Origin of the sequence: Halosimplex aquaticum, assembly GCF_028747785.1 — an archaeon.
In the GTDB taxonomy this organism is placed as follows: domain Archaea; phylum Halobacteriota; class Halobacteria; order Halobacteriales; family Haloarculaceae; genus Halosimplex; species Halosimplex aquaticum.
This window is the reverse complement of the sequence record NZ_CP118158.1, coordinates 319,440-340,836: the sequence shown is the minus strand read 5'-3', so window position 1 is coordinate 340,836 and position 21,397 is coordinate 319,440. Positions and strand designations below refer to the sequence as shown.

Below are 21,397 nucleotides of genomic sequence, written 5' to 3'. Positions count from 1 at the left end.
CCGTGTCGGCAGCGAAAACAGCTACTTCGAGATCAGGCGAAACGGACGCTGGCGCCTGGCTATCGGTTCCCGCGGATCGTTATCGGGGAGCGAATCGCCACCACGTGCCTTCGGCTCCACAGTTCCATGCCCGCCCAGGATAAGGCGAGTCCGAGTATCCCGACGGAGACGACGACGTCGAAGAAGGACATCCAGATCGGTTTGACGAACCCGACAGCACCGGTGATCTCCTGGGGGAGGACGCTCCTGACGGTCTGTGAGAGAGTCTTCGACTCGGACCGGGAGACGGACACCGACTGGAGGCCTAGGGACTTCGCGCTCTCGCCGCCGGTGCTCTCGTCGCCGGTTCCGAGGCGCTCCGCGTCGTACACCGACTTCGAGTCGATCTGCCAGACGACGTCTCCGGACTCGTTGACTTCGAGGACGCGCCCCCCGTTCGAATCGACGATGAGCGTGTTCCCGTTCGGTAGCCTGTCGGCGTCTCGCGGCCAGTCCACTGTCCCGTCGCTCCACTTCCACGTCCGCGTCCAGTTGCCGCCCTCGCGCTGGTACTCGACGACTCGATCGTTCTCGCTGTCGGCGACGAGGACCGCGGGGCCGCCGCGCTCGGCGGGGATGAAGTCGGGGTTGTGTTGCTCGTAGAGCACGTCGTGGTCGTCCTCGGCGCCGAGCGTCTGGTTCTCCAGTAGCCCGGTCCCCTGCTTCAGGAAGACGACCTGGTCCTGGTTGCGGAGGCTCACCATGAATCGGCCGTCGGGCAGGACCTCGATGTCGTTGACGTGCGTCCAGTCGTTGGGATACGGGCCGCCGCCGCTGAGCGGGAAGTCGGTCTGGGCCTCCCACTCCCACTCTATCTCCTTCGTCGTCGTGTTGAGGACGAACACTCGGTCGTAGGCGATGTCGGCGACGAGGAGTCTGTGCTCGTCGATGCGGTCGACGTCGTGGGTGTTGTCCCCGACACGCCGCGGCGCGACCGAGCGGTGCAGGCGGTCGGTCTCCCCCGTCGAGAGGTTCATCGTTTCGATGACGCTGACCGTACACTTCACGGTCGCGCCGCAGGTGTCGGCGTCGACGTGGTTCGCCGCGACGTACAGCACCGTGTGACTGGTGCCTTCGACCGGGTCGACGTCGTGGTACTCGTCGTAGGTGTCGTTGTAGCGCAGGAGTCTGCCGTCGGGCCGGAACGCCGTGATGGCGTCGCCCGGTTGATCCCCGAATCCCTGGCCCGCGACCACGGTGACGTTCTCGGTCGGCGGGGCGATGCTGTGGCGCTCGCTCGCCGACAGTCGGCTCTGATCTTGAGCAGTGGACGTGGTCGCTTCGCTAGCCGTGGCAAAACTCACACCGAGGAAGACGAGTCCGAGGACGATACCCGCGGCGAATCCGATGCGCACTGCCGAACGACGGGAGAGTTCTGCCATCAGTGTACTCGTCACTTGGTTACCGAAATAAGCTCTTCTATTCGATATCACGGTTGATATTGTAAGATTATCTCGAATACGGGAAAACGGTGGATCGACGCGTTCGCATCGAACTGTGAAAAGACAATCGACCGACGCGTTCGCCGCGCTGATTCCCGGCCTGCCGGATATAGAGACGCTTTACTGCGCCAGCCGTGGATTCAACCGATCAGGTCCGTTACTGCGTGCATGTCGACAGTTCGATCCGTCGTCGAGCTCGCGCGTGACAGAAATCTCACGTTCCTGGCGGCCGGGATCGCCTACTACGGGTTCGTGTCGATAATCCCGCTGGTGTTACTCGCCATCGTGATCGCCACGGCCGTGGGCGGGCAGGCGCTGGCCGAACGGGTGACGAGCATGCTCAGCCAGCAGCTCTCCTCGTCGGGGGCGGACGCCGTATCGCAGGCGTTGACCGCCTCTACCGGACGCGGGATCGCGTCCGTGGTCGGCCTGGTCACGCTGACGTGGAGCGCGCTGAAGCTCTTCCGCGGCCTCGACCAGGCGTTCGACGAGGTGTACACCGACGAGGTCGAGGCGTCCCTGCTCGAACAGGTGCGGGACGCGCTCGTCGTCGTCTTCGGGATCGCTCTCGCCGTCGGGTTCGTCATCGCCGTCGGAGTGGCGCTCTCGGTGCTGTCGCTGAACGTCCCGTTCGTCAACGTGCTCGGGACGGTGCTGCTGATCGCCGTCCTCGCGCTGGCGTTCCTGCCGATATACTACGTGCTCCCGCCGGTCGACGTGTCGGTCGAAGAGGTGCTCCCCGGGGCGGTGGTGGCCGCGGTCGGCTGGGTCCTGCTCCAGGTCGGGTTCCGGATCTACGCGTCCGGGGCCAGCCAGTACGCCGCCTACGGTGCGATCGGCGCCGTGCTGCTGTTCGTCACGTGGCTGTACTTCGCGAGTATCATCGTGCTACTCGGGGCGGCGGTGAACGCCGTCCGACGAGGGACGCGAACGGTGACGGCCTGACCTCCCGCGGAGAGGCCCATGACGTCTCTACCGGCTGGTGGGCCGCGGTCCCAAGGTGATCGAGCGCGCGGGGCCCTCGGTCGTCACCGAAACCCGGTCAGGGGCCGGATTAAGGTCCGGTGATCGGGGCGTAGACTGCCGTTGTCTGCGTGTATTCCCTCCCCTATCGTTCGTCGATTCCAGTAACCCGTTAACAACTATCACGGCCCTGCGCCATCTTGCGATCACGACATGGTTGTACTGTCAGAGAGAGCCGACCAGCGATGGCATTCCGACCGACTCCGACGAGACGTAGCATGACGCACGAGATCGCTCCCCCGGCGACAGAGACTTCGGTGATCGAGTGCGACGTGAGACCGCCCGATGGGCTCCGCCGGTTCTTCACCGGAGAGCGCTTCCGCGTCGAGTACGACGTCGACGTCTCCGACGTGCCACCGGCCATCTCGGTGATCCCGGTGCTCGCGCAGGTCTGTCCGGTGGCGTGGGCGAACGGTACCGATGTCTCGGTGCCGGTCGTGGACGCGCGATTTCTGCGCGCCCTCGAGGAAGTCCGGGACGCGTTGGTCGAGATGTACCCGTCGTTCATGGAGGGCGGAGAGATCCGCGCCGAGGAAGTCGTCGATACGCGCCGAGACCGCGATCCGGCGTCGTTCGAGGGCGAGGGACTGCTGTTCAGCGGCGGGGTGGACTCGGTGGCGAGTTACGTCCGCACGCGGGACGCGGATCCGACGCTCGTCAGCGTCCAGGGCTGGGTCATCGGCGACGATCAGGACGAGCGCTGGGAGAACGTGCGTGGGCAGATCGCTCGGTTCGCCGACGAGCACGGGGTCGAAGACCGATACGTCCGGTCGAACATGCTGTCGTTCCTGGACACGCGGATGCTACAGGCGCACTACCAGCGGTACGTCGACGGCGCGTGGTACAGTTCCGTCGGTCACGGGCTGGGACTCCTCGGCCTGACGGCGCCGCTCGCCTACAAACCCGGCCTGGGAACCGTCCACATGGCGGCGACCCACACGGAGGAGTTCGGAGAGCCGTGGGGGTCACACCCGGAGATCGACAACAGGGTCCGCTGGGGTCACACCGAGTGTCACCACGACGGCTACGAGTTGAGCCGACAGGAGAAGATCGACCTCATCGCGGACTACGTCCGTTCGGAGGGCGTGGACCTCACGCTCCGGACGTGCACGGAGTCGGAGGCCGGAGCGAACTGCAACGAGTGCGAAAAGTGCTACCGGACGATGTGCGGACTGCTCCTGGCGGGCCTCGACCCGAACGATTTCGGGTACGAGACGTCCCCGGAGACGTTCGACGAGATCCGAAACGGGTTCGAGCGCGGGGCGTTCACCATGGGAGCGGACGAGCGATTCATGTGGCGAGACGTGCAGGACCACATCGACCTCGACCGGGCGTTCCCCGTCCAGGGCGCGACGGCGTTCTTCCGCTGGCTATCGACGGCGGACATCGACTCGCTAGCCGCCGACTCGAACCCGCCGGCGCACCACGACGTCCTGCAGGCGCTCGCACGGAACGTCCCCTATCCCGTCTACGCCGCGCTCGCCCCCGTTTACGAGAGCGGCAAGTCGAAAGCGAGCGGTAACTGACTCCGGGCGTCGGCGAAACGGCCGGCGTCTCTAAAAGGGGCAGTCGGCGTCAGTACGTCTTCGCCCAGTACGCCGTCTCCTCGGCCGCCTCGCCGCAGATGGCGCACTCGTCGTGGACGGGCTCCTCGTCGCGGTCCAGGGGGACCATCGCGATCTCGGCGGCGATGGCCTCCTTGATGGGTTCTTCGCAGTCCTCGTCGCCGCACCAGCCGGACTTGACGTAGCCGCCGTGCTGGCCGATGGTGCCGAGGATCTCCTCGCGGGAGTCGGCCTCGCGGATCTCGCCCTCCAGCGTCTCCTCGGCGCTGGCGTAGAGTTTCGCGAAGACGGTGTCGAGGTGGTCCTCGACGGTGTCGACGAGCTGGTCGCGGCTCTCGACGACGTTCTCGCCGTCGGGGCGGTGGACGAGGGTGATCTCCTCGTCGTCGACCTCGTTGGGGCCGACCTCGATGCGGAGCGGGACGCCCTTGAGCTCCCACTCGTTGTACTTGAAGCCGGGGTTGCGGTTGTCGCGGTCGTCGAGGTGGACGCGGACGCCCGCTTCGTCGAGTTCCGCGGCCACGTCGGCGGCGTACTCGACGACGTCGTCCTTGTTGTCCTCCTGCCAGATGGGGACGATGACGACCTGCTCGGGGGCGAGCGCGGGAGGGAGCACGAGGCCCTGGTCGTCGGAGTGGGTCATGATGAGCGCGCCCATCGAGCGCCAGGAGAGCCCCCACGAGGTGGTGTGGGCGAGCTGTTCGTCCTCGTTCTCGTCGCTGTAGGTGATGTCGAACGCCTTCGCGAAGGAGGTACCGAGGTAGTGGGAGGTCCCGCCCTGGACGGACTTGCCGTCGGGCATCAGCGCCTCGACCGTGGTGGTCGTGTGGGCGCCGGGGAACTTGTCGTGTTCGGGCTTGCGGCCCTTCAGGACGGGCATCGCGAGCACGTCCTCGTAGAGCTTCTCGTACTGTTCGAGGCGGGTCATCGTCTCGTCCCAGGCGCCGTCCTCGTCGGCGTGGGCGGTGTGACCCTCCTGCCAGAGGAACTCCTTGGTGCGGAAGAACGGCTTGGTCTCGGTGGCCTCCCAGCGCACGACGGAGCACCACTGGTTGAGCCGCATGGGCAGGTCGCGGTGGCTGCGCACCCAGTCGGCGATGAAGGGGGTGATGATCGACTCGCTGGTGGGACGGACGGCGAGGCGCTCTTCGAGTTCGTCGTAGCCGCCGTGGGTCACCCACGCGACCTCGGGGTCGAACCCCTCGACGATGTCCTTCTCCCGTTCGAGGTAGCTCTCCGGGATGAAGAGGGGGAAGTAGGCGTTCTGGACGCCCGTGTCCTTGAACCAGCCGTCGAGGTGGTCCTGGATGCGCTCCCAGACGGCGTACCCGCGCGGGCGCGTGACGATGAATCCGCCCATGGGGGCGTAGTCGGCCATCTCCGCCTTCTGTACGACTTCGGCGTACCACTCGCCCGTCGAATGCTCCTTGCTCTCGGTTATCCCGAGTTCTTGCTCGCCGCTCATTACCAGGAGGTCGCCGAGCGCGTTCTTGAACCTGACGAAGCCCCGGTTGTCCGTCTCACACCGACTTTCGCGGCGACCCGGGGAACGCACGGACTACCGACGGCCGCACCGGTGACGGTCCGGGACACGTGACAGGGGAAAGTTATTTACTCCGAGTCGACACAGAGGGGGCATGATCGCCCTCGGTCGCAGGCGAGTCGCGCTGGTCGCGGTGCTCGGCCTCGCGCTCCTCTCTGGGTGTTCCGCGCCCCCGCCGGTGGAGGTCGTCTGCGAAGACTGCGTCGACGGCGTGTCCGCCGTCACCGAGGAGACGAATCGTTCGGTCGCCGTCTCCGAGAGCACGACGCACCTGTACCTCCGCGAGAGCGGCGGGGCGCGGGTCGAGGCCGAGGTGACGCTCGACGGGGCCGGAGTCGACGAGTTCCGTGCGAACGGCACGCTCCTCGATCTGGTCCGGGCGAAGCTCACCGAGGGGGCTCCGACGAGGGACGAAGATCGCGACGAGCGGCCGGCGTTCGACCGCCGAGACCTCCGCGTCGCGATGGACGGCGAGGACCTCGTCGTCACCTACCGCGTCGCCGAGATGGACGCCCGACGGATCGGCGGCACGGTGTTGTTCGACCGCTTCTACCGACAGAAAGGCGAGGGCCGTCTGGAGGCGAGCGACCCCGACGACCCGGCCCGGATCGAGACGGACCGGCTCGTCGTCCACGGCCCCGACGGGACCGAACCCCTCGCCGAACCGCCGGGGGCGACGATGCACGGCGACCGCCTCGTCTGGGAATCCGACCGGATCTCGACGCGGACGTACCTGCTGTTCGGGGCCCCGGGGACGCCCGACGCGGTCGCGACCGTCGCGACGACGGTCGACGTCCTGACGTGGGCGAGCCCGATCGCGGCTTTGGGGACGGCCGCCGCCTGGGCTCCGCTCGTCGTCGTACTCGCGGGCTGTCTCAGGTACACCGGGCGAGTCGACCCGTCGGACGACTGGTCGCCGCTGTCGGACAGGCGATTCCAGATGCTCGTCCTCGTCCCGGTCGGGACCGTGGTCACGTGGACCGCGCTAGCTTTCCTCGGGTACGCTCTCCCGAGTCTCGTCCTTCTCGCTGCGCTGGTCGTCGGTGTCGCCTACGTCTCGTGGGAGTCGTTCACGTCCTCCGGGGACGCGACAGGGGCGTCGACCGACGCCGGAGCGGCCCCGGCGGACGCTCGTCCCGAGGACGTCGACGTGACCGGCGAGTACCCGAAGATGTTCTACGAGGACACGGCGACGACGGTAAAGCGGGTCCTCCCCGACGTCTTCGCGACGCCGCGAGCCCGTCACCGCACTCGCGTCGCCGGGGCGACGGCCGGGGTCGCGATGCTGTTGACGCTTGCCCTGGCCGCGGACCATCGCGGGTCGTACGCCGAGACGGTGGCCTACCCCCTGGGACTGGTCCCGCTGGTCGCGTTCGCCGCTCTCGGGTTCGGCGTCGTCGACCGGGACAGGACGAGACTGCGGTGGGTCGCCGTCGGTGCGTCGCTCGTGAGCGCGTGGGTCGTCGCCTTCGGACGCGCGGTCGCCGTCGGCGCACACGGGAGCGGCGGAGCATGGATGGTGCTCTTCTGGGGACTCGCCGCCTCCTACGTCGGTGCCCTCCTCTTCTACGTCGCCCTCTGGACGGCGACTCGCTGACACCCGATCCGCTTCTCCGCCGCGCTCTGGGCGAGCACTCGCTGAGGCAGTCTCTGGCTACCGGCCGTCGCTATCGTCGCCCCTCTCGCGACTCCAGCAGTCGCGCTCGCGGCCCGCTCACCCGCCGTTGGTGGCCGAAAATGCGGACGTTCGTGCGGTGTGGTGCGGAATCCCACACAATTATTAAGTGTAAATGGCGCTTCGGTTCACGTATGTCTTCCGCCAGTGCTGCGCGGACGGCGTCTGCCCCGACCTCCGAGTGGTCCGATACGGTAGGCTCCCGGTTCCGCACACGACTGGCGGATTCTCTCGCCGTTCGACGCCCGACAGGCTGATCGCCGCCGTTCCGGGGCCCGCCTCGACGGCGCCCCGACCCCGACCCAAACGCATCGACCCTCGACAGACCGCGTTGCGTCGCGGGGACGCCCGCGGCGCGCCAGCGACTCGCGACTGCGGTATCCGAACGCACCCACCATGAGCACGATACGAGACACCGATCTGGTACGGACGAACGACTACGCGGAGGAGACCGGCGAAGTCCGCGTCCTCGACGAGGAGGGCAAACTCCTCCCGGACGCGACGGTGCCCGACCTCTCGGACGACGCGCTGGTGGCGATGTACGAGGCGATGCGGACGGCCCGGTGCTTCGACGAGCGAGCGGTGAGCTGGCAGCGGCAGGGCCGGCTCGCCACCTACGCGCCGATGAGCGGCCAGGAGGCCGGCCAGGTCGCCAGCACGCTCGCGCTCGCCGACGACGACTGGGTGTTCCCCACCTACCGCGAGCACGCGGTCCGCCTGGTCGCCGGCTTCGACCTCGCGGAGGTCCTGCGCGGGCTCATGGGCGACCGGTTGCCGTGCGGTTCGGCGGGCGGACCGACGATTGCGCCCGAGGCCATCCCGATCGCGACGCAACTCCCCCACGCGACCGGCGCGGCGATGGCCGCCCGCCACCGCGGCGACGAGTCGGTCGCCCTCTCTCACTTCGGTGACGGCGCTACGAGCGAGGGCGACTTCCACGAGGCGATGAACTTCGCGGGCGTCTTCGACGCGCCCGCCGTCTTCTGCTGTCACAACAACCAGTGGGCCATCTCCGTGCCGCGACACCGCCAGACGGCCAGCGCGACGCTCGCCCAGAAGGCCCGCGCCTACGGGTTCGAGGGCGTCCGCGTCGACGGGATGGACCCCCTCGCGGTCTACTCGGTCGTCAGGTACGCCCGCGAGAAGGCGCTCGACCCCGACCCGGAGGACCTCCGCCCGACGCTGATCGAGTCCGTCGAGTACCGCTACGGTGCCCACACGACCGCCGACGACCCTGACGTCTACCGCGACGACGACGAGGTCGCCTACTGGCGCCAGCGCGACCCGATCGACCGCCTGGAGACGTTCCTCCTCGACACCGGTCGGCTGGACGAGGAGGCCATCGAGACCGTCGGCGCGCGGGTCGACGAACGCGTCACCGATGCAATCGAGGAGGCCGAATCCCGGACCGCGCCCGCGGTCGACGACCTCTTCGAGGACGTCTACGACGAACTCCCGCCGCGAGTGGCCGACCAGCGCGAGCGACTGCGTCGGCTCCGCGAACGCCACGGCGACGCGCTCCTGCGGGAGTAAGCTGCCGGCGGGCGCGCCGCGAGCCGCGATCGGGGCAAGACTCTTGTTGAACGGCGAACCAGTCGGCCCGTATGTCGTCCCGTCGGAGGCTCGCTGCCGCCTTGCTGCTCGTCGCCGGTCTCGCGCTGCTGGCGGGGTGCAGCGGACCGATGTCTACGCAGGAAGTCATCTGTCACGGCTGCGTCGACGCCGTCGAGGACGTCACCGACGGGCCCGGCGCGACCGAAGTCGAGGAGAGCGCGACGCACGTTCACCTGCGCGAGAGCGGCGACGCGCGGTTCGTCGCCCGGATGACGCTCGGCAACCGCGACGGGATCAACGGAACGACCGCCGAGCGAGTCGTCGAGCGACTGCGAGCGATCGAACGCGACAGCGACCGTTCCGGGGCGGCGTTCGAGCGGCTGGATCTGGACGCCCGGGTCGACGGCGACGAGGTCGTCGTCACGTACCGGGTCGAACCGATGACGGAGCGACGCTTCAGCGTGCTGGTCGCAGACCGATTCTTCCGAGAGGACGGCGAGGCGCGGTCGGACGAGATCGACCGAGCGCCGCTCCGGATCGGAACCGACCGTCTCGTCGTCCACGGTCCCAATGGAACGGTGCCGCTCGTCGACGTTCCGGGCGCGGCGGTCCGGGGTGATCGCGTCGTCTGGACCGGCGACGAGGTGTCGACGCGCACGTACCTCGTGTTCGGTGACAGCGGCAGTCGGGTCCGCGGCCGGGCGGCCGTCGCCGCGACCGTTTTCGGCTGGGCGGGGCCGCAGGCCTTCAGTTCGTCGTTCGTTCCGGCCCTCGTTCTGGCGACCATTGCCGTCGCGTTCGCGTACGGGTACCCGCGAGGAGTCGAAGACGGCTGGCGTCCGGGCGACGACTGGCTGTTCAGAGGGTGTCATAGAAAGCCTCACACACGAGGACGCAGGGTGTTGGAACTGTGTCTACGAGCGCCAGCACCCTGCAAGAAGAGGGTTCTATCGACGAGTTCTTCAATGTAGTGGCTACCGAGACGCTCGCGTTGTTCGAGCATCTTGAGTTCGACTTTTTCAGCGAGTTCGACGTGTTCGCCCCCGCTCGCCGGGGGCGAACACGAGACCACCACCCACCAGAACTCTTCCGAGCGTTCCTCCACTGCTACTACAAGGACATCTACGGCATTCGCCCGGTCACACGAGAACTCCAGAACACGGTCGTCTGGCTCAGCTGTGGCTTCGATCGACCGCCCTCAAGAGACGCGGTCGATCGCTTCCTCACCGACCTCGAACACGTCGTCGACGAAGTCTTCGACCACCTCGTCGAGCAGGCCGCCGCCCGCGGCCTGCTCGACATGACCTACCGAATCGATTCGACGGACGTGCGAGCGATGCCATCCGACCCAGATGCGTCGAAGAACTACGACCCAACCGCTGAGGAGTACTATTACGGCTACGGCTGTACGATCGTCTCAACCGGCGCAAAGATCCCGATTGCAGCCGAGTTCACCGAGAGCAAACAAGCCGCAGAAGAGACGGCGATGCGCGTCACCCGTGACGCGCTCGCCGTCGCCCAGCCGATCTGGATGCTCGGTGACAGCGCCTACGACACGCTCGACTGGCACGACCTCCTGCTGACCGCAGGAGTCGTGCCAATCGCCCCGTACAACCCGCGAAACACCGACGATCCGCTCAATATCAAGTACAGAGTCGAAGACCGCATCGAGAAACACAGTGACGAGATTCAGCTCAAACAGTCGATCCTAGACGAGACGTACAACCGCCGGAGTCAGGTCGAGCGAACGAACGATGCGGTCAAGGACTGCGGCCTCGGGACGCTACGCGCCCGAGGCCGCGTCCACGCCCGAGCGCAGGTGTTCCTTGCGCTCTGCGTTCGACTCGTCGTCGCCGTCACCAACTACGAACGAGGTGACAATCCGGGAAGCACCGTCATCACGGTATGAGATGGATTCTATGACACCCTCGATAGCGGATCTGTTTGACCGGATGGGATTTGTCGGACACAGAGATTCCTGTTCGTTCACATTCGCCTCGAAAGTCTTCGGACGGTTACTCGAATCGCTCTGTGGAACGGGAAGCCACGAGAAGCAGCTCCCGCCGCTCGTCTGGGGCCTCTGTGAGGACCAACAGCGACTCCTCTATGAAACCCTGCTCGCAGGCGACGGCAACGAGCGGGGCACCTACTACACTGCGAGTGACCGGCTTGCCGGGCAACTGTGTCGCCTCGTCGTCGAACTCGGACTGAAACCGAAGTGGTCGAAGCGACAGGGTTCCTGGCGAGTCTGCGGCCGCGACGTCAACGATGGATTCCTCACCTCGAGGAACGTTCGTCGCGCCGAGTCACCGGGGACGCTCTACAGGCTCACTGTCACGGATTTTCCGTCGGTGATGGCCGGTCGCGCGGGACGGTTCCAGTGGGTCGGCGTGAGTCGCGTTTCGTAGGCAGAGATGTCGACAGTTCGACGTTCCACTGCGGCCCTATTCCGGATTTGAGGTAAAGGGCTGATTCAGGCCACCAGTAATCTCTTCGACCTTCTCTTTGAGCGACGAGTCCGGTGACACCACCTCTTCAGGCTCATGCTCTTGAAGATACTCCTTGTATTTCGGCTTGAACTCAACGAGTAGTTGCCACATTTTGAGTATTACTTCATCCACCGCTTCTTCATCCACTCTAACATATATGTCCCTGAGAGATCTATTTCCACTATTTGCCCTCCAATAGCTCCTTTGTGGGTCATATCCGGCAAGCAGCGTCTCCGATCGTTCTACTAACTCGTCTGCAAGTTCGTGTTTCGCTTGGCGAACAGGATCGTCTTCAGCGGAATCAGGATAATTCTCGTAGTATCCCTGTCTGCCGGGTGGGTCGCTAACGATAACTGTTGCAGTCCCGTCGTCTCTGTAGTTCACCAAGACTGTTGAGGTCTCAACGTCGTATCCCAAGTGATCATAATTTATGGGGAACGTGTATACCTCGTCGATCTCCTCTCTAATTTGATGGCTGAGGTTCGGACTTGCAGGCATGGCGTGTCTCTTTAAATCTATAAACGGCATAGTCATTTTGGACATCCATCACGTCACTCCACGTTCGTCTTAGACTACTCGTCGATGATCTCGTCGCGGAGCTGTGCCACCGTGTAGATATCCGTCAAGCCAGGTTCGTCGATCTGCATGGACTGGGCGGGCGTCCCCTCCGAGTAGGTCTTCTCGACGCGTGGTTCACCGTCGAGCGGGTCGTTGAGCGCGGCGAGTACTTCGTGGGCGTCCTTGTGTGACATCACGACCCAGATCGCCTCGTCGGGATCGCAGGCGGCCATCTTGTCGTAGTCGTCGGGCACCGCCCGGCGGGTATCGTGGTTGATGCGTTCGACCTCGATCGTCAGGACGATCTCGCCGTCTTCGTCGAGGCCGACGAGGTCCAATCGGTGGTTCTCGAAGTCGTCTGCGGCGGCTTCGACGTCCTCGTCGTCGCCGAAGAAGGCGTCGGCGTCGAGCGACCCCTCTTTCAGATTGTAGTAGGGGCGGATGGTCACCACGTCGGAGTCGGGATTCTTGGCGAACTCGCGAGTCGCCCAGCGGTCGCTGACCTCGACGCCGAGGACGTGCTCGGCGGACTCGTCGAGGTCGCCCTTCCCGTGGCCAAACGCGACGCCGAGGCTGTGGGACTCCTGGATCACGTCCCGACCGTCGGGCGTGAGTGAGTAGAGGCGATAGGGGCGGTCGGTATCCTTGGTGACCAGCCCGTCGTCGATCAGTTGCTCGACGTCGTCGGTGTCGATGCCGGCGTACTCCTGGATCCGGATCATCGAGTCGCGGGCGATGTCGTACTCCGGGCGCTCGTAGTTGTTCTGCTGGGCGTTGTAGACCGCCTGCATGAAACACAGCTCTCTGGGGGAGTACTCCGACGCGACGATCTCCTCGGAGGACAGCGAGAGATTGAGATCGCAGATAGGGAAGTCGTCCAGGTCGACGGCGGCCATCGAGTGACAGCAGTCGATCGCCTGCATCATGCCCTGGGCGCTTGCGTTGTAACGGTTGTCACAGCCCTCACAGCGGATCGCATGTGCAGTCTCATCGTAGTCGACGCACTCGGGCAGCCGCTTCGTGTAGGGCAGCAGCGTGTCGACGCGGGGGAGCCCGTCGGTGCCCACGGCCTCGTCGTCACCCGAGCCGAACTCGTGGTCGACCGTACTCGGTTCGCCGACTTCGATGCCCGCTTGCTCGCGGGTCCGTTCCTGCAGTGACTCGACGGCATCCTCGAAGGCGCGTCGCTCCCGGCCGACGAGCGTGTCGTCGCTCGCGGGGTGGCCGGGTGGCGCCGGCAGCGACTCACCGAGGAACGGCCGGACCGACGGTTCACCGAAGCCCGCACCGGGACGGACGAGCCACTCACCCCGGCGCAGCGCGCCGAGACGGCGTTCGACCTCACTCGGGGGCATATCTCCCGTCGCGAGCACGTCCGGCAGGTGGCGGTCCACGGCGACGTTCCCGACGACGAACGTCGCGGTCTCGTTGAGCGCCTCGCGATACGTGTTGTTCGCCGGGTCCGGCGAGTCCAGTTGTTCGAGGAACTGCACCCCCAGCGTGACCGACAGGTCGAAGCTTCGGCCCTGGGCGAGCAGTGTATCTACCAGCTCGGTATCGGCGACGTCTTTCGCCTCTTCGAGGTAGAGGTTGACCTGCGGGGTGTCCGCGTCGCTCGGTGTCCGTTCTTCGCGGGCTTTGAGCGCCGTCCAGAGGTTCGACAGCAACACGAGCGTGAGCGTCCGCTTGATCCGCGTCTCCATCCCGCCGAAGTCGAAGATGACCACCGTCTCCTCGTCGACGACCTCGGTGAAGTCGAAGCGGGCGTCGTCGCCCTCGGGGACGTGATTGAACAGCGGCGCCAACCGGGCGTCAGTCGCGATGGTTTCGACGCGAGAGATGGCCCCGCCCAGCACCTTCGTGAAGACCTCGCGGTCGCGTTCGAGGAGCCCCGAGAAGTACGACTCGAAGGTCGGGTCGGACACGGACGGCGGTGTCTCGTTACCCTGTGTGCGCTGGAGGGTGTCGTAGAGCTTCGAGTGGGCGAAGGCATCGGATCCGTGGACGGGGTCGTACAGCGCCCGCAGGTGATTCCGGATGACCCGCGGCGATTCAGTCGCGTCGTCGTACTGGCCGGCTGGCATCGCACCGCGGAGGATTTCCTCGTAGTGGCCGGTCTTTCGAGAGCGGGCTTCTTCGCGGGGTAGCCCCGCGTCGAGCAGCGGGCCGATGTCGAAAAAGGAGAATGCTGGGAGGACGCTGGTGAGGTCGAAATACAGCACGTCGTCGAGGTCGCCCTGCGTTCGGTAGTGTGACTGTAGGTACTCCTGGGCAGTGCCCCCGCCCTTGTAGTCGAAGAGGATATCCGGGCCGTCGGTGGCGTCGAGATTTGAGAGCATCGCGCCGATCGTAAGGACGGACTTCCCCGACCCGGTGTCACCGACGATCACCTGGTGGCGGGGTTGGTTCGCCGGTGGAAGCACCAGCGGGTCGTCGACGGGCTGGCGGTCGCTCGTCAGCGGGCGGACGAGCGCCATGCCCGGTGGTTCGTAGCGCTGGAGTTTGCCCGGTGGTGGCAGTGCGATGCCGGTCCGTTCGCTGTGGCGAATCCCGACGGCGCGCTGGCCGGTCGGGGTGAGCGCGCCCCCGTCGAGCAGGCACAAGCCCGGGAGTTCGTCTGGAGCGACGACCAGCCCCGGGCTGGTGAAGGTACGGCGGAGTCGGTTCCACGTGCGCCCTTAGGCAACGGGGTCGTGAACGCGGTCGCACAGCGCCGCGAAGCACTCCGTGCCCGGGCCGTTGCCGGCGCCGTCGTCCGTCTCGATCGTTCCCTCGACGCGGTGGAACGGACCGTCGATCGGGCTGAGTGCCGAGGCGAGGCCCTCGGCAATGCCGGTAGAAGGGCGGCCCGTCTCGTCGGGAAAGACGACGGCGCGAGCGGTCACCTGGAACGTCCGGTGGGTGTCGCGCTCGGCGAGGCCGTCGAGCCGTTCCCGGTCGCTGGCCGGTGGCTCGTAGGCGCGGTCTTCTTCGACCGGCCGCGGGAACAGTGCTTCCCGGAGTTTTCCTCCAAGTGATGCCGTCCCGGTTTCGAGCGCGAGTTCGTACTCTTCGACGTCCGGCGAGATGTCGCGATACGGTCGACAGAGCACCTGGTAGACGACCGGCGCGTCGGCGTCGCGCATCGTCTCGACGAGTGTCGCCAGCGGCAAGCGGTGGGTGTCGTCGGTGGGTGCGTAACTGTCGTTCGTGAGTTCGCTGAGCGGCGTCAGTGGCGTCTGCCAGTCGGGCGGTCGTTCGGCGCGGCCGTGATAGTCGACGCCGACGAGGGGCGGCCTATCAGCCTCAGTCGCCGGCGTGTACTCCGTGTCCGTCGTGTAGAGATCGGTCAGGTCCGTGGTCGACGCGAGACTCGTGATTTCGTTGGGATGCCACGCGACCGTCTGGAGTTCGTAGGTGTTGGGAAGTGCCGTCCGGAGGATCCGTTCGAGTTCGTCGTGTCGCTCCTCGTCGGTGATCCCGACGAGATAGCGGATGGCCGTGTCCTCGTTGCCGTCGGCGACCAAGAGCCACTCGACGCTCGGACGGGCTGTGTTGCCTCGGAGCTTGTCGCGGAGGCGTGTCTGCGTCGCCCTGTCGAGTGTCGAGTAGAGTTGCTCCATCGCTTGCCCGACGGCCCGTGGTGAGAGCGGCGTGTCCGTCGGCCGGATTTCGACGTACTTGCGGGGTTCGGATGACGCCGTGTCCTCGGCCGGGCTAGGCTCTGTCTCTTCTACGGGGACCGGGAGCGGTCGTGATGCCTGCGTCGGTCCTTCGGGTTCGGACGATGCTGTCGACGCTGTGGAGTCTCGTTCACTCGCCATCGTTCGGGAGGGCAGCAATTGTCCGTGGTTTCCAACGACGGTGACGTCTACATGTAATCTGGGTAGTGTTTGTCTGTTGAATGTTTCGAATCGTGAGAATACAGTCTCGTCCGATTTCGTGCACTCGTACCGCCGTGTCTCGCTGCCATCACCACTCTCGTCAGCCGCTGCAGGGGCCCTTCTGAGAGCGACTCTATCAGTCTTCACGTTATTGCGTCCGGCTTCCCCGTTCGTGAGGGGGTCTCAGTGTATAGTCATACCCGAAGGCAAGTCACCACTCGCACATCGGGGCAGCAGGACCTGATCCCATCACAGGGGTATTCTCTCTCACAGTTGCGGCGCTATGGCTGTTTATTCCGGATTTGGTTGGTTGTCCTGATTCGGGTCGTATCCAGCGGGGACATTTCGCCCTTTGCCGTGGCTATTGACTGTCTCCATTTTCGCATCAGCGATAATCCCGTCAGGACGATCTACGGTCATCGCCGCTCTAATCGGTGCGCTGTTGTAGATAACAAGTTTCCGACCATATACTGAAATTGGACCCTCGATCTCCAGTTCTGCCTCTGGTGGGGAGAGCGCAGTATTTTCGACAGTCGCCAAATCGAACTCGGATAGCCACACAGGGAGGTCATCCCGATCGCGCTCTGCCAGCGATTCAGCGAGTGTTTCGAGGGGAGCCGATACTTCGAACGGAGGAAAGGGGATCGGGCCTTCATATTCTGCACTCTTCGCATCCAATTCCTCTCGTACGGAATCGATATAGTCGTCAAGGAGGTGGCGTGTAATCGAGACGGCAATCAACTGGAGTTTGTCCATGACCAGAGACTACTGCAGATCTTCTATATAACCGTATCTGGGACTTGGGAGAGGAGTAGCAGAATGCAGTTGGTAGGGACTCAGACGACTAGTACTCAAGCGGTTGATCGCTCGTGGCTGTTTGAGGCGTCTATTACCGACCCGAGATGGCGCGCTTACAAGCGTGAACCGTTGTCCGTTCTATTCGGGATGGACGACGGTCCCACAGTCGGGACACTCGGCGAAGCACTTCGTGCCGTCGTCGGTTTTGTATTCGACCAGTACGTGGACATCGAACAGCGCGGTCCCACATTCACGACAACGTCCGAGTCGGTCGAGACTCTGTTGCATTTGGATCACCCGAAGGGGAACGAGCGCGTGTGACGCTCGTGAGGACTGGATCCTCTACCAGACCGATCGGTCGGTTTGCACTTAATGGTCCGCTGAGCGGGGTGAAAGTAGAACTCCCGGACGGGACTAATTGTAGCACCCTAAGCTGTGTTCAACTCTGTAGCAACTGACGAGGTCACGTACTGGATACTGTGATTGTATTTAGACACTTGGCATAGCGGTGTCAACCTACGACGACTACTTGGGGGCATCTCAACACGCGTCGGACCACCGTAGCAATGAAGTGGTGGCCCAGTGGGACTATAAAAGAGTGGCCGGATAGCGACGGTATGATTCCCGGATTCGTGCAACTCGGCATCCTGGTGATCTTCTTCCAGGTGCTGGGTATCGCCGGTTTCTATGCATACCTTCGGTGGCAGCGTCCTGCGGCGGGCGCTGGCTCGGTGACGCGTGCTGAGTGGATTCTAGCTAGTGGTGTCGGTTTGCTCACGCTTGGACAACTTGCTGGATTGGGGGCTATCGGATCCTTGCGGACTGCCCCGTTACTCTCGTTGCGGCAAGCGATGGTCGTTCAGAATGTCAGCCTTCTCGCGGCGCTTGCTGGGTACGGTATCGTCGTCGTTGGATTTGTCCTGTATAGTCGGGATAGTGTCTGATTCTCTATAGTGCGACTGTGCTGTCCAGCGAGATCCGCTCCGATAGCGCTGCGAGTCAGGTTTCAGCTCGCTTGAGGAGATCAGCATACCGGTAGGTGTGCCCACAGTCGTTGCAGTACACCATCGGCCCGGCTTGATCGACGAGGTCGTCGTGCTGTTCTGGGCAGAGACGCTTGTTCAACTGACTGTCTGTCGTGACTTCCGCCTGGTCACTACTCGGCATGCTCGATCTTCCGGCAGTAGTCGGCAGCTGCTGCGGCGGCAGTCGGCCCTTCTCCTTCGATGTCGACGCCACCCTGCGTGACAATCCACTCGTCGTCTCGCTCTTCGAGGAGGAGCGTCGTCATGTGTCTGCGCGTGTGGTCGGCAGCAGCCGTCTCATCGAGTGTCGAACTCATACGCTAACGAACGGTGAGGCAGATAATAGACGCCAGCCATCACCGGAGCGAAACTGGATCCACTTTCACTGTCGGTGGTTTCACTGGTGCCCATCTTGGATCTGTCTGGTATTGTCTCTGGTCGAATCCTCTGGGATTTCATCTTTCAGGCCTTTTCTGGGAAGAATTCCGGGATGTTGGTTACTTATAATCAATTGAACTGGAGCGCTGTTCGGCTATGTATACGCCAAGTGTACCTATTTGAGGTAAGTAGAAGCAGGTCGAGATCCGGACAGAATGCTCGGACGCGACCGTGGGTCAGTGAGTGCGGGACTCGTCGGCTATACCGTCGGTCGGAAAGGCGGTCGTCCCGTGCTAAACGGTCGATTCTCCGGCGCCGGATCGACCGGGCCGAAGCGTACGTCGACGAACACGGGTTCGCAACGCTGCTCTTTGGCGCGTTCGCGCCCATCCCGCGAGGGTACGAACTCCTCTCGATAGCAGGCAGTGCGTTCGGTCTCGATCGTCGGACGTATCTCGTCGCGTCGGTGGCCGGACGCGGCGGAAAGTACTTCTTGGCGGCCGTACTCGCGCTCGGAGAGGCGGCGCGTTCCCTCTCTGAGCCAGAGCTTTACGGACTCATCGGCGTCGTGTCGCTCGTCGCCGTCGCCGCGTATCTGCTCAGGGCCCGCTGACTCCCGGAACGCTGGCGAACGTTCACCAGGTGAGCGGCGACGCCGTCCGGCCTATCCGACGAGAAACGCGGCGAGTTCCTCACGATAGGCCTCCGGCCGGTCCTCCATCACCCAGTGAGTCGCGTCGTCCAATCCCGTCAGCGATGCATTGTCGATGTCGTCCTGCAATCGCTGGGCGGACTCGATCGGTTGGAACTCGTCGTCGGCACCCCACAACAGGAGCGTCTCGGCCGTGATGTCGGCGGGGTCGATCTCCGTCGTGTGATTGGTGTTGGTCGCGATGGCCGCCCGGACCAGCGACGTCAGTCCCTCCTCGGAGTTCCAGGGTGTCTTCATCCCTTCGAGGAACGCCTCGTCGGGGTCGGCGGTGAGCGTCTGGCGGAACATGCCGTCCAGCATCTCCTGGACCTCGCCGACGCTCTGGTCCTCGACCGTCTCCGGCAGTCCAAGCTCCGTGATCGTCTGAACCGGCCACGAGTCGTACGCGACCGCGTTCGAGAGGACGAGCCGCTCGACCGCGTCGGGGTTGTGCACAGCGTACCGGAGTGCGACGCCACCGCCGAGGTCGTGACCGACTAGCGACACCGTCCCGAGGTCGAGAGCCGCGATTAAGGCCGCGAGCATCTCCTCCTGGGCGCGGATTGACCGGTCGAACTCGTCGCGCATGGACGAATTCCCGTAGCCGAGCATGTCGGGGACGATCACCCGTCGCTCCTCGGCGATCGAGCCGATCACGTTCCGCCATAGGTAGGAGTTCGTCGGGATCCCGTGGAGGAAGATCACCGGGTCCCCCTCGCCGTCGTCGTAATAGGCGACCTCGAGGTCGTGTCCGTCCACGGTGACTGCGGCGCTGTCCTGCCGGTCTGACCACTCGGAGTACGATAGCACGTGTGAGTCCCTCGCCCGTCCCGAGGGTCGGCAGGGACATAGAAATGTCGCGTACTTGTCGTATGCGTACGGAGTGGTAGCGAGTTGGTATCACTCGACCGCGACACCGCACGTGGTGTCAGAGGCAGGCCCGAGACACTGCAAGCCGCACCTATACCGTGATTTCACCGGTACGTTACCACATGGAACTCACCGAACGAGAGGTCGATCTCTACGAGTGCGCTTCGTGTGGCGCCCTCAAAGAACACGAAGCGGCGTCATGTTGTGACGGCCAGATGGAGGCGGTCGACGCGACCGCCGTATTCGCCTCCCCCGACGTCGAGACGGTCGCCAGGGAGGTATTCGACATCTCCGAGATGGAGCTCACGGTATGCAAGCGGCTCATGCGGGACGGTGAGGCGACAGTACAGGACCTCGCCAGCCAACTCAACCGGGATCCCAGCAATATCAACCGCCGCCTCAATCACCTCGTCGAACTCGGGATGGTGGAGAAACGGTCGCGGGGGTTGCCAACCGGCGGTCGGGTCCACGTGTACTCCCACGCGCCGATAGAGGAGGTCCAGCGGCGGTTCCGGATCGGACTCTACGGCTGGCTCACGGAGACCACCGAACTCCTCGAGACGTTCAACCAGGAGAAGTTTGAGGCGGCCATCGAAGGGGGATCGGGCCCGGACGGGCGACGGGAGGCGTCTATAGACGACGGCACGCATGCAGAGTCTTCGCCGGGAGACGAGTCCAAGTCCGCAAGTGACCGCGAGCGGTGGCGGTCATTGCTCGTTCGCATAGTCAACCGGTCACCACTCCGGTGATCCGATCCCGAACCGGCTCGGCAGCCGCGCTTAGTCGACAACGACCAGGAGAGTCGGCAGCAATCCATACCCGCCGGACGGAGGCGGCACCGTGACGGCTGATACGCACCCGCCCGAGGCGGACCAGCAGCCCTTCCGGAAGCCGATAGACTGGGTGCTGTATAGAGGGGACAGACTGGTCGTCTCAGCGCTCCTCGCTTCGCTCATCTTGACCATACTGCTGGTACTGGAGTGGGCGGATCTGACGGCGCTGGCGAGCCCGACGGCGCTGTTCTACCTATTCAGCGCGTTCATCGGCGGGAACCTGACGCTCATCACTGTCGTTCTCTCGATCAACCAGCTCGTCCTGTCGAGACAGCTCCAGGCACCGGGCCCGCTGCGGAAACAAATCCGACAGACAGAGGTATTCCGGGCGGACGTCGCGGCGGTGACCGATCAGCCGGTGACCCCGGTACTCCCGCCGCAGTTCCTCGAACGTCTCGTCCGCAGCACGAACGGCGAGGCGAGAGCGCTCGCTCAGTCGGCAGGGGACCTCGATGACGAACGCGTCCGGCGAGACATCGACGCGCTCGTTGACCCGCTGGTCGCAGATCTTGATCGGGTGGCCGACTCGCTGGAACGGTCCGGGACTAGCCCGTTTCACGCGCTGTCGGCGATCCTCAACACCGACCTCGCGACGCGAATCCAGACCGCTCGCCACGTCGAAGCGGTCCACGGCGACGCGCTCCCCGACCGGGTCGTGTCTCGAGTCGAACGTCTCGACAACAAACTTGAACTGCTGGACATCAGTCGTGAGTACTTCAAGACGCTCTTCATGCAGAAGGAACTCTCCTATCTCTCGCGAATGTTGCTCTACGTCGGACTCCCAGCCGAGGTGAGCGCGACAGTTGTGCTCCTGGTAGTTTCGTCCCGGACAGGGATGCCGCCACTCCTCGCAGCCCCGGGTGTTGTCCCGTTCGCGGTCGTCCTGAGCTTCCTCCCGCTGGCTGTGTTATTCTCGTTCGTGCTCCGCGTCGCCACTGTCACGGAACGATCGGTCGCTATCGCGCCGTTCACGACACCAGAGACGATTCCGTAGCGCAATTCACTGTGCCCCAGTCGGTACTTTTCTGGGAGAACAGGCCCTCTCCATCCG

Annotated in this window: 20 protein-coding genes; 11 read left to right on the top strand and 9 right to left on the bottom strand. The window is 64.5% G+C overall.

Annotated features, from left to right (window positions below; translation table 11 throughout):
- Positions 1-59: 59 nt before the first annotated feature.
- Positions 60-1,421, bottom strand: a complete 1,362-nt coding sequence (locus PSC72_RS01695) for an aryl-sulfate sulfotransferase (protein ID WP_274324165.1) — start codon at positions 1,419-1,421, stop codon at positions 60-62.
- 228 nt (positions 1,422-1,649) lie between these two features.
- Here PSC72_RS01695 and PSC72_RS01690 point away from each other — a divergent pair, with 228 nt between their 5' ends.
- Both PSC72_RS01690 and PSC72_RS01685 read left to right on the top strand, forming a co-directional pair.
- The gene (locus tag PSC72_RS01690) at positions 1,650-2,426 is read left to right on the top strand and encodes a YihY/virulence factor BrkB family protein (RefSeq protein ID WP_274324164.1); all 777 of its coding nucleotides are present in this window, start codon (positions 1,650-1,652) and stop codon (positions 2,424-2,426) included.
- A gap of 296 nt (positions 2,427-2,722) precedes the next feature.
- Entirely contained in the window at positions 2,723-4,030 is a 1,308-nt protein-coding gene (locus PSC72_RS01685) for a hypothetical protein (RefSeq protein WP_274324163.1), read from the top strand.
- A 49-nt stretch (positions 4,031-4,079) separates the two neighbouring features.
- Here PSC72_RS01685 and proS read toward each other — a convergent pair whose 3' ends face one another.
- Complete coding sequence (proS, locus tag PSC72_RS01680) at positions 4,080-5,534, bottom strand: proline--tRNA ligase (protein WP_274324162.1); 1,455 nt, start codon at positions 5,532-5,534, stop codon at positions 4,080-4,082.
- Between the two features lie 172 nt (positions 5,535-5,706).
- Here proS and PSC72_RS01675 point away from each other — a divergent pair, with 172 nt between their 5' ends.
- From PSC72_RS01675 to PSC72_RS01655, 5 genes are all read left to right on the top strand, one after another.
- Positions 5,707-7,209 carry a hypothetical protein gene (locus PSC72_RS01675; protein ID WP_274324161.1) on the top strand — a complete coding sequence of 501 codons (1,503 nt, stop codon included), beginning with the start codon at positions 5,707-5,709 and terminating at the stop codon, positions 7,207-7,209.
- Between the two features lie 474 nt (positions 7,210-7,683).
- Entirely contained in the window at positions 7,684-8,820 is a 1,137-nt protein-coding gene (gene pdhA / locus PSC72_RS01670) for a pyruvate dehydrogenase (acetyl-transferring) E1 component subunit alpha (RefSeq protein WP_274324160.1), read from the top strand.
- 71 nt (positions 8,821-8,891) lie between these two features.
- Positions 8,892-9,812, top strand: coding sequence for a hypothetical protein (locus tag PSC72_RS01665; RefSeq protein WP_274324159.1), 921 nt, complete (start codon positions 8,892-8,894; stop codon positions 9,810-9,812).
- A complete protein-coding gene (locus PSC72_RS01660; RefSeq protein WP_274321708.1) occupies positions 9,752-10,750 on the top strand; it encodes a transposase in 999 nt (332 codons plus the stop codon). Before PSC72_RS01665 ends, PSC72_RS01660 begins: the two co-directional genes overlap by 61 nt.
- Before the next feature lie 10 nt (positions 10,751-10,760).
- A complete protein-coding gene (locus PSC72_RS01655) occupies positions 10,761-11,249 on the top strand; it encodes a hypothetical protein (protein ID WP_274324158.1) in 489 nt (162 codons plus the stop codon).
- 36 nt (positions 11,250-11,285) lie between these two features.
- Here PSC72_RS01655 and PSC72_RS01650 read toward each other — a convergent pair whose 3' ends face one another.
- The 5 genes from PSC72_RS01650 to PSC72_RS25705 all read right to left on the bottom strand — a co-directional run bounded on the left by PSC72_RS01650 (position 11,286) and on the right by PSC72_RS25705 (position 16,837).
- The gene (locus tag PSC72_RS01650; protein ID WP_274324157.1) at positions 11,286-11,873 is read right to left on the bottom strand and encodes a hypothetical protein; all 588 of its coding nucleotides are present in this window, start codon (positions 11,871-11,873) and stop codon (positions 11,286-11,288) included.
- Positions 11,874-11,902: 29 nt separating this feature from the next.
- The gene (locus PSC72_RS01645; protein ID WP_274324156.1) at positions 11,903-14,491 is read right to left on the bottom strand and encodes an ATP-binding protein; all 2,589 of its coding nucleotides are present in this window, start codon (positions 14,489-14,491) and stop codon (positions 11,903-11,905) included.
- 75 nt (positions 14,492-14,566) lie between these two features.
- Positions 14,567-15,490, bottom strand: a complete 924-nt coding sequence (locus PSC72_RS01640; RefSeq protein ID WP_274324155.1) for a hypothetical protein — start codon at positions 15,488-15,490, stop codon at positions 14,567-14,569.
- A gap of 552 nt (positions 15,491-16,042) precedes the next feature.
- Entirely contained in the window at positions 16,043-16,507 is a 465-nt protein-coding gene (locus tag PSC72_RS01635; protein ID WP_274324154.1) for a hypothetical protein, read from the bottom strand.
- Positions 16,508-16,687: 180 nt separating this feature from the next.
- Entirely contained in the window at positions 16,688-16,837 is a 150-nt protein-coding gene (locus tag PSC72_RS25705; RefSeq protein ID WP_456071265.1) for a DUF7837 family putative zinc-binding protein, read from the bottom strand.
- 329 nt (positions 16,838-17,166) lie between these two features.
- On the opposite strand from PSC72_RS25705, the gene PSC72_RS01625 reads away from it, so the two are divergent.
- Positions 17,167-17,493 (top strand): hypothetical protein, encoded by a 327-nt coding sequence (locus PSC72_RS01625; RefSeq protein ID WP_274324153.1) that lies wholly within the window; start codon positions 17,167-17,169, stop codon positions 17,491-17,493.
- Between the two features lie 212 nt (positions 17,494-17,705).
- Here the strand turns inward: PSC72_RS01625 and PSC72_RS01620 are convergent, their stop codons facing one another.
- The gene (locus tag PSC72_RS01620; protein ID WP_274324152.1) at positions 17,706-17,891 is read right to left on the bottom strand and encodes a hypothetical protein; all 186 of its coding nucleotides are present in this window, start codon (positions 17,889-17,891) and stop codon (positions 17,706-17,708) included.
- Between the two features lie 230 nt (positions 17,892-18,121).
- On the opposite strand from PSC72_RS01620, the gene PSC72_RS01615 reads away from it, so the two are divergent.
- Positions 18,122-18,565, top strand: coding sequence for a hypothetical protein (locus PSC72_RS01615; protein ID WP_274324151.1), 444 nt, complete (start codon positions 18,122-18,124; stop codon positions 18,563-18,565).
- Positions 18,566-18,616: 51 nt separating this feature from the next.
- On the opposite strand, the gene PSC72_RS01610 is transcribed toward PSC72_RS01615, so the two are convergent.
- The gene (locus PSC72_RS01610) at positions 18,617-19,453 is read right to left on the bottom strand and encodes an alpha/beta fold hydrolase (protein WP_274324150.1); all 837 of its coding nucleotides are present in this window, start codon (positions 19,451-19,453) and stop codon (positions 18,617-18,619) included.
- A gap of 182 nt (positions 19,454-19,635) precedes the next feature.
- On the opposite strand from PSC72_RS01610, the gene PSC72_RS01605 reads away from it, so the two are divergent.
- The gene (locus PSC72_RS01605; RefSeq protein WP_274324149.1) at positions 19,636-20,262 is read left to right on the top strand and encodes a helix-turn-helix domain-containing protein; all 627 of its coding nucleotides are present in this window, start codon (positions 19,636-19,638) and stop codon (positions 20,260-20,262) included.
- Between the two features lie 91 nt (positions 20,263-20,353).
- Positions 20,354-21,340, top strand: a complete 987-nt coding sequence (locus PSC72_RS01600; RefSeq protein WP_274324148.1) for a hypothetical protein — start codon at positions 20,354-20,356, stop codon at positions 21,338-21,340.
- Positions 21,341-21,397: the final 57 nt, after the last annotated feature.